The organism is Nostocoides sp. (assembly GCF_035343835.1).
Lineage (GTDB): Bacteria > Actinomycetota > Actinomycetes > Actinomycetales > Dermatophilaceae > Nostocoides_A > Nostocoides_A vanveenii.
Genome location: NZ_DAOQZV010000281.1, coordinates 1 through 3,755, shown reverse-complemented (window position 1 = coordinate 3,755; position 3,755 = coordinate 1). Strand labels below are relative to the sequence as shown.

The 3,755-nt window shown below is 72.6% G+C and carries 4 protein-coding genes; 3 read left to right on the top strand and 1 reads right to left on the bottom strand.

Features of this window, described 5'->3' with window-relative positions:
- Both PKH97_RS14770 and PKH97_RS14765 read left to right on the top strand, forming a co-directional pair.
- On the top strand, positions 1-883 hold an 883-nt coding region (locus PKH97_RS14770; RefSeq protein WP_324388336.1), incomplete at its 5' end, for a hypothetical protein.
- Between the two features lie 92 nt (positions 884-975).
- Positions 976-1,131 (top strand): hypothetical protein, encoded by a 156-nt coding sequence (locus PKH97_RS14765; protein WP_324388335.1) that lies wholly within the window; start codon positions 976-978, stop codon positions 1,129-1,131.
- A gap of 87 nt (positions 1,132-1,218) precedes the next feature.
- Here PKH97_RS14765 and PKH97_RS14760 read toward each other — a convergent pair whose 3' ends face one another.
- Positions 1,219-2,352: a glycosyltransferase family 4 protein gene (locus tag PKH97_RS14760; protein ID WP_324388333.1), complete on the bottom strand. Its 1,134-nt coding sequence runs from the start codon at positions 2,350-2,352 to the stop codon at positions 1,219-1,221.
- A gap of 257 nt (positions 2,353-2,609) precedes the next feature.
- On the opposite strand from PKH97_RS14760, the gene PKH97_RS14755 reads away from it, so the two are divergent.
- Positions 2,610-3,755: alpha-(1->3)-arabinofuranosyltransferase family protein (locus tag PKH97_RS14755; RefSeq protein WP_324388332.1), on the top strand; the 1,146-nt coding region annotated here is incomplete at its 3' end.

Here is a 3,755-nt window from a genome sequence, read left to right as displayed (position 1 = left end):
GGCCGTGCTCGCCTATCTTGTCGTGCTGGCGAGCGGCGTGCCCGGGGTGCGCGACGGCTGGGCGTCGGTGATCGGCGCGGTGCCGGGTGGCGGCGTGCTGCGGGACGCGCAGAAGCTCCTCGCCCCCTGGATGCTACTGACGGCGTTGGCCGCCGGCGAGGCGATCGACCGGCTCGCCGGATCGCCACGCCTGGCCGGGTGGCGGCCGATGCCGGCCGTGGCCGCCGTCCTGGTCCCGGTGGCGCTGCAGCCCACCCTGGTCTGGGGTCTGAACGGGCGGCTGACGCCGGCGGTGGTGCCCACGGACCTGCTGGCGACGACGGCGACATTGTCCCGCTTGCCCCATGGCCTGGTCGGCGTCCTGCCGTGGGGGCAATACCGGCGTTACCCCTGGAACGGCAATCGCGTCTCGCTGACGCTCGCCCCGCGGTTGGTCGACCAGCAGGTCCTCGTCAACGACGCCCTGCCGACCCGGACGGGCACCATCGCCGGCGAGGATGCGCGCGCCATGGCGGTCTCCCGAGCAATCGCCGCCGGCGAGGATGCCGCCCTGGCCCTGCGCGGCCAGGGCGTGCGCTATCTGCTGATCGAAGCCGATGCCGCCGGCGATCCCACGGGCGCCGATCAGAATCCGGCTGTCGGCGGCGCCAGGACCGAGCACGGGCTCACGGTCCCGGCGAGCCTGTCCGGCGCCACGCCGATCGCGAGCGGGCCGAGCGCCGTGGCCTACGACCTCGGACCGGTGGCCGGCGGCGTCGAACCGATCCGTCCGAGCCTCGTGGCCGGGTGGGCGATGACCGTGCTGAGCTGGGCATTCGCTGCCGGATGGGCCATCGCCCGTCGCCATCCGCGCCGGTCCGGACGGGGTGCTGCCCGCCCCTGACCGGACGCGCAGCCAACGGGTCCGCCGGGCCCTCGGCGTGGCGTCTCGAGCGTGTTGGCGTTGGGTGCCGGAGCTTTGCTACTCTTCGGTATATGTCGACGACTTCCACCCGCAGGCGCCGCCGCGGCGGCGCTGCTTTCATTACGGGCGTCATCCTGGCCCTCGCGGCGAGCTGCGGCGGGGTCTCGGCGATCACGCCCGGCGCAAACCAGGCCCCCAGTACGCTCGCGAACTACGACGAGCCGTAAGTCCTGCAGGCACCACGGCCCCCTTGCCCGGATGGGTGAGTGGGGCCGTTGTCATGCCCCGCCAGTCGGTCATGCCCCGCCAGTCGGTCATGCTCCGTCGGGCTGTCCTGCCCCGTCGGGCGTCCCGACGAGCAGCCGCTCCCAGGCATCGACCGTCTCCGACCAGCGAAACCGGCTCACCCAGTTCGCCGCCTCGGCGCCCAACCGCGCCCGCAGGTCCGCGTCGGCCAGCACCGAACGCACGGCGGCCGTGAAGGCCGCGCCGTCCGGTTCGCACAGCAGCCCCGTCTCGCCGTCCTTGATCGAGTCCCGCAGACCGCCCGCATCACGAAAGGCAACGGCGGGCGTCCCGTGCACGCCGGCCTCGACGACCACCAGTCCCCAGCCCTCCTTGACCGACGGGAACGCCAGCAGCCAGGACTGAGCCAGCAGCCGGTGCTTCTCGGCCTCCGAGACCTGTCCGGTGAAGGTGACGTGCTCGCTGATGCCCAGCCGCCCGGCATACGTGCTCAGGGTCGGCGCCCACCAGCCCGAGCCGACGACGTCGAGGCGCAGGTCGGGAAACTCCGGCAGCAGGGCGGCGACCGCGTCTATCGCCAACTCGACCCGCTTGTGCGGCACCAGCCGGCCGAGCACCGTGATCAGCGGCGTCGCCGACCGGGCCACCCCGGCGTCGGCGACGACGTCGGTGCCATTGTGGATCACCGTGATCCGGGCCGGGTCGACCCCGAGATCCACCAACTCGGCCCGGGTCGAATCCGACACGGCGACATACTCACTCGCCGCATAGACGCGTGGGGCGACGCGCGATTCCAGCCACCAACCGACCCGCGCCGCCCGCTCCCCGACGACGATCGGCCACTGCTCGCGGTGCACGTGATGGATCAGGTTGATCACCCGCGTGTTGCCGACGAGGGGGGAGAGGAAGGGCACGCCGTTCTGGACGTCGATCACGACATCGGCCCGCTGCCGCCCGGCCAGCCGCGAGACCATCGCCCGCGGGAAGACGCCGTAGTGCCCGCCACGCCGGGAGTAGGCGACCCCGCCGACGACCTCGTCGGGCAGGCCACCGGGATAGGCGGCCGTGCGGATGGTCACCTGGTGCCCACGCGCGGTCAGGCCCTCGGCCAATTCGCTGAGGTACTTCTCGGCGCCGCCGGCCTCGGGATGGTGCTGGTCGCGCCACGACAAGCACAGGATGCGCAGGTGGCGGCGACTCACTTCGGTCCTCGGCGACGGGCGACTGGGCGGCCGTACCATGTCCGGGTGCAGCCTGGGCAGACCCAAATTTACCGCACGGTAACTGCTGCGGCGAGCGCCGAGGTGCCGTGACGCCTCCGCATCCGGGAAGTCGTGACGTCGGGCCGGCCACAGACGCGGGCCTCGCCGAAGCTTCCATCAGCCGACACGGGAGGCGGGAGCCGCGCGACCCGGCTTCGGCGCTGACGACGCTGGCCGGTCTCGCGCTGGTGTGGACGGTGGCCTGGTCCACGCCGGCAGGCCAGATCGGCGAAGACACCAAGAACGACCTCTACGTCGATGCCTGGGGGCTGATGCGGCGCGCCTTGCACCTGTGGGATCCGCAGGTCACCTGGGGAATGCTGCAGAACCAGGGCTATGGCTACCTCTTCCCGATGGGCCCCTTCTATGCGGTGCTCTCCGAGGTCATGCCGGTATGGATCGTGCAGCGCCTGTGGTGGACCGCGCTGCTGACCATCGGCTACCTCGCGATGCTCGCGTTGCTGCGCAGCCTGACGGATGGCCGCCTGGGCGCCGTTCACGTCGGTGCGCTCGCCTACACCCTCGCCCCCCGCGTGCTCTCCACCCTCGGGGCCATCTCGCCGGAGGCCCAGACCCAACTGCTGGCCCCGGCGATCCTCCTGCCGCTCGTGCTCGCGGGCCGAGGGCGCCTCGGCCCGCGCCGGGCGGCCGCCCTCTCCGCCGTGGCGATCCTGCTGTGCGGGGGCGTCAATGCGACGGCGACATTGCTGGCCTGCGTCCCCGCCGGGCTGTGGCTGGTCACCGAACGCCGCTGGTGGAGCCGCCCGTTGACCTGGTGGTGGGCGAGCGCCGTGCTCGCGTCCACGGCCTGGTGGCTCGGGCCGTTGCTCCTCCTGGGTCGCTACAGCCCGCCCTTCTTGACGTGGATCGAGAACGCCAACGCCGTCGTCCAGACGGTGGGGCTGCTCGACGTCGTCAAGGGCACGACCCACTGGCTCGGCCATCTGCTGGTGCCCGGCGGCCCGTGGTGGCCCGCCGGCTGGGCCCTGACCGATAGCCCGAGCGTGGTCGTGGCCACGAGCGTTCTCGCGGGGTTGGGGCTGGCCGGCCTGGCCATGCCGATCCGCCGCCGCGGCTTCCTGCTCGCGACCCTGTGCGCCGGTGTGTTGCTCATCGCCCTCGGTCACGAAGGTCCCCTGGCCAGCCCGATCGCGGGGGCGGTGCGTGACGCCTTCGACGGTCCGCTCGCCCCCTTCCGCAATGTGCACAAGGCCGACCCGCTGGTCCGGCTGCCGCTGACGATCGGCCTGGTCAACGCGCTGCGTCACCTCGCTCGCGCCGTGGCTCACCTGACGTCCCCGCGCGCCCAGGCAGCCGGCGCCCGCCGTGTGGTCCCGGCGCTT